Here is a 4,405-nt window from a genome sequence, read left to right as displayed (position 1 = left end):
GTCTAACAATATTATTAGTTACAAACAACAATTTGAGACACTGCAAACTAAATGGAATTACGAAAAGTCGGAAATAGAAAAAAACAGTGAACGAAAGAAGGAGAAATTACAAGAAGAACTAGATACAATACGACTACATAAGGATGAAATAGAAGATAGAATCAACAAAAGCAAAGATTCGCTCTATGGGTGGTTAAATCAAAATAAGCCTGGTTGGGAAAATACAATTGGAAAAATTATCGATGAAAAACTCTTATTCCAGGATGGATTATCGCCAAAACTACATAATGATTCTTCTTCAATTTATGGCATCGAAATCAACCTGAATGAGATTGATTTAAAAATTAAAACCATAGATGATTTTCGGTTTGAGTTGAACAAGTTAAACGATAGTATTGAACATTATCAAAAAGATATACAAGATATTACAGTTGTATTAGAAAAGGATTTGGATAATATACAACGTAGAAATCTGCCAAAAATAAAAGGACTTAAAGAAAAAGCAAGACAGGCTGAATATTTGTGTGAGCAATTGACAAAGCAAATAGAAAAATTTGAATTGGATAAGAACAGTTTCACAAATAAAGCTTTAAATGAAAAACTTGATGCGATAGAGAAAATTCAAGTTGAAATAGATAAAGCGATAGTTATTAAACAGGAAGCGTATAAAGATTATGAAACCTGTAAGACTAAGCTGAGAAAGAACAAAGAAATAAAACAGAAGGAAAAGACAAGAAGAATCAATGAATTAAAAGCTGAGAACAATGCTAAAATTCAGGAGTTACAACAACAAATAATAGAACGGAAAAGGCTAATTGCTGAAAAGATTATTATCCTTAAATCCGAAAGAAATAATGAATTGGATAACAAAGGAGCCGATACCGGACGTCTTTCAGAAATTGAAAAGCAAATTATTACTGTTGAGAATGAATTAGCTTTCATTGAAAAAAACCGAAATTCAGTAAGCGATTATTATAAAGATAAAAGGGAGCTGTTCGATAAGGAAAAGGACTTTAAAAATGAAATAAAGGTTCTTGAAGAAAAGTTAACACATACGCAAAATGAATTCTCCACTTTGAACAAAACCTTCTCCAAAAAAATTACAGATATTCAGGAAGGTATAACTGAAATAGAAGCAAAAATAATTTGTTTCCAAAACGATGAGGAAAAATATGCCAAACAAACAGGCTCATCTGCTCTCGAATTTTTTGAAAGCACTAAAAGTACAATACAGCCAATAAGCAATAGTAAAACGGCTGTCGATATTATTGATGATATTATCGATAACAATAGTAAAGTAACAAATAAACATCAGGAACTCAGGGAAAGTATCGACAAGTTCCTGTCTCACTTCTCGGAAGGAAATATTTTCAATTTTCCATCTAAGTTAATTGAAATAGAAGAATTTATAAATTGGGCGGAAGAGTTAAGCGATTTTATTGAGGAGGGTAAAATAAACCAGTTTGAAAAAAGAACGAATGAGCGTTTTGCTTACATCATAAGTTCTGTTGGAAAAGAAACTACTATGTTAATTTCCAAAACAGGTGAGATTAAGAAAATTATTAATAAAATCAATGCTGATTTCAGACAAAAAAACTTTGTTACAGCAATTAACAACATTGAATTAGATATTACAGACAGCAAGAATACCGCTGTAATGTTACTAAAGAAGATAAAGGAATTTAATGATGACAATTCCTTAAGCCTTGGGGCTGCCAACCTTTTTTCAGGTGTTGATCAGGATAAAAACAATGAGAAGGCAGTTGAACTTTTAAAACAACTGGTTCGGGAAATAAATCAGGCAAAGGATTCTGTAATTCAATTAACGGATTCTTTTGAATTATCATTTAGAGTTGAAGAAAATGGGAACGACACCGGATGGGTTGAAAAATTATCAAATGTTGGTTCAGAAGGCACTGATGTCTTAGTTAAAGCCATGATTAACATTATGCTCCTGAATGTATTTAAAGAGGGAGCTTCAAGAAAATTCAAGGATTTTAAGCTTCATTGTATGATGGATGAAATTGGAAAATTGCACCCTAATAATGTGAAAGGAATCCTGAATTTTGCTAATGATAGAAACATATTATTGATTAATGGTTCACCTACCGAAAGTACTCCGCTGAACTATCGACATATCTATAAAATTAGTAAGGATGATAGCAAACAATCTAAGATAAAGCGAATTATCTCAAACCCTGTATTAGTTGAATAATTATGGATAAAATATCCATTAACATAGCGAGAAAAATTCAATTGCTCATTCAAGGTGAGAGCATACCTTATGGACAATTGAAAAGTAAAGTGATTAATCAGATGATAGAAGATGGAATCTTGAATATAAAATTACAGGGCAGAAGTCGGAAAACCATATTTACAGCAAAACCGGAAGCTGTTATCAATTTCATGAGTAGTCACTTAGGCATAAATGACCTTAAAACTTACATCAACAATGAGGAAAGTGGTCTTACAAGAGTTGAAAATATAATTGCTTCTTCTAATTCAAAGTCATCAACAAGAAGGACTTTTAAAGGGTTTCTTGTCAATTGTTTTTACCCAGTTCAAGCAAGGATTAAGGGACTCAAATTTGTAATTGAACCACTAGAAGGAACATACACCTACATTCATAATTTTGAGGATTTTAATATCCAGGCGGAAACACTTATTGTTGGTATAGAGAATCCTGAGAACTTTAGGTTTATTGGTAAACAAGCTCATCTATTCGAAGCAGAAACTATTTTGTTTGTTAGTCGTTATCCTCAATCCAAAGATTTAGTAACCTGGCTACAAAGCATACCTAACAAATACCTGCATTTTGGCGATTTTGACTTTGAAGGCATTCGTATTTTCAGAGATGAGTATTTGCAACACCTTAAAAACAAAGCATCTTTCTTTATTCCTCAAAATATAGAGGAATTAATAATTAAGTATGGCAACAAAGGATTGTATGACTCTCAATATAAATCAAATGCTTCTGTAGCCTTGAACTTAAATAGCGATATAGAAAATTTAATCTCACTGTTTCATAAATATAAAAAGTGTTTGGAGCAGGAGGTTTTAGTTGAAGTTGGCTTGTAGTTTTATTTATTTTATGATTAAGGTAGTATCACTACCCTAATGTGAACTTATTTAAAAAGCTATAAGGAAGTATTTGTCACGTTTATACCTGGAAAAACGTGACATATACCTCATGCATTTGAAATGTTTTTGCCCGTATTAACATTTCACTTAACTTTTTATCTTATATTTGTACCGTATGAGAACTACAGCAGAAATATTGAATGTAATAAGCAAATTTAAAGATGGTTATGTCTTTACCTATGATGAATTAGGCTTTGAACCGGAAAAAACGAATGCTGTAATTATTGCTTTAAACAGATTGGTAAAAGAAGGCAAGCTTCGTAAAATTTCAAAAGGTAGATACTATAAACCCCAAATGACAGAGTTTGGGGAATTAAAACCTGATACCTTTCAAGTAGTAAAAGACTTACTTCAAAAAGATAAAAAAGTAATAGGCTATCTAACCGGATTTTCAGTATTTAATTCATTATTCCTAACCACTCAGGTTTCCAATACAATACAAATTGGTTGTAATAATGAAAAGAAGGCTATTTCTCGTGGTATGTATAAAATAAGGTTTATTAAGCAAGCCAACAGGATTACAGAAGACAATATTCCATTATTACAGATATTAGATAGTATTAGGTTTATTAAAGATATACCTGACACAAACCAAAACCAATCCTGCAATCGCTTTATTGCCATTTTAAAGGAACTTGCACCAGAAAGGCTTAATCAACTTAAAAAACTGGTTTTAAAATACAATGCTTCAACGAGGGCTTTAACAGGCGCTCTTATTGATATGGTTGAGGCTGATAATGGAACACAAATTATATATGAATCGCTTAATCCGGCTACTGCCTACAGCTTTTCAATTTCAACACAAACACTTCCAACAAAAGATAAATGGAGGATACGATGAACTTACATACTAACAAAGAAGCTTTTAACAATGCCATATTGGTAACAAGTGACAATACTAATATAGCACCGGATTTTATCGAAAAAGACTATTGGATTAGCCTGGTATTAAAACGGCTATCTGAAAGCAAGTATGTAGATTCCGTTGTATTTAAAGGAGGTACATCTCTATCAAAGGGACATAAGCTGATAAACCGCTTTTCGGAGGATGTTGATGTAGCTGTAATTCTTACTCCTGGAACAAGCGGTAACAAAATCAAAACTTTAATCAGAACAGTTGAAAAGGAAATAGCTACTGACTTAACAGAAAAAGAAGTAAATGGAGTTACTAGCAAAGGTTCACGCTTTAGAAAAGCTGTATATGAATTCCCGGTAACACTGACTCAAAAACAAAAATCAGCGGTACCGGAATCAATTATCATTG

General features: G+C 31.9%; 4 protein-coding genes. All 4 read left to right on the top strand.

Annotated features, from left to right (window positions below):
• A partial coding sequence (locus AB1Z17_RS08445; RefSeq protein ID WP_368051365.1) for an ATP-binding protein occupies positions 1-2,215 on the top strand: 2,215 nt, incomplete at its 5' end.
• Between the two features lie 2 nt (positions 2,216-2,217).
• Positions 2,218-3,078 carry a hypothetical protein gene (locus tag AB1Z17_RS08440; protein WP_368051364.1) on the top strand — a complete coding sequence of 287 codons (861 nt, stop codon included), beginning with the start codon at positions 2,218-2,220 and terminating at the stop codon, positions 3,076-3,078.
• 178 nt (positions 3,079-3,256) lie between these two features.
• Positions 3,257-3,982 carry a DUF6088 family protein gene (locus AB1Z17_RS08435; protein WP_368051362.1) on the top strand — a complete coding sequence of 242 codons (726 nt, stop codon included), beginning with the start codon at positions 3,257-3,259 and terminating at the stop codon, positions 3,980-3,982.
• The coding region (locus tag AB1Z17_RS08430) for a nucleotidyl transferase AbiEii/AbiGii toxin family protein (protein ID WP_368051361.1) at positions 3,979-4,405 on the top strand (427 nt) is incomplete at its 3' end. The genes AB1Z17_RS08435 and AB1Z17_RS08430, both read left to right, overlap by 4 nt.

The sequence above is a fragment of the Lutibacter sp. genome, assembly GCF_040883305.1.
Taxonomy (GTDB): domain Bacteria; phylum Bacteroidota; class Bacteroidia; order Flavobacteriales; family Flavobacteriaceae; genus Lutibacter.
Note: the sequence above shows the minus strand (reverse complement) of the source record. Positions and strands in the feature narration are given on the sequence as shown.

What these genes read in the sequence shown, in the direction of transcription:
- AB1Z17_RS08440 (WP_368051364.1), top strand. Translation starts at nt 2,218, where the DNA reads ATGGATAAAATATCCATTAACATAGCGAGAAAAATTCAATTGCTCATT.
- AB1Z17_RS08435 (WP_368051362.1), top strand. Translation starts at nt 3,257, where the DNA reads ATGAGAACTACAGCAGAAATATTGAATGTAATAAGCAAATTTAAAGAT.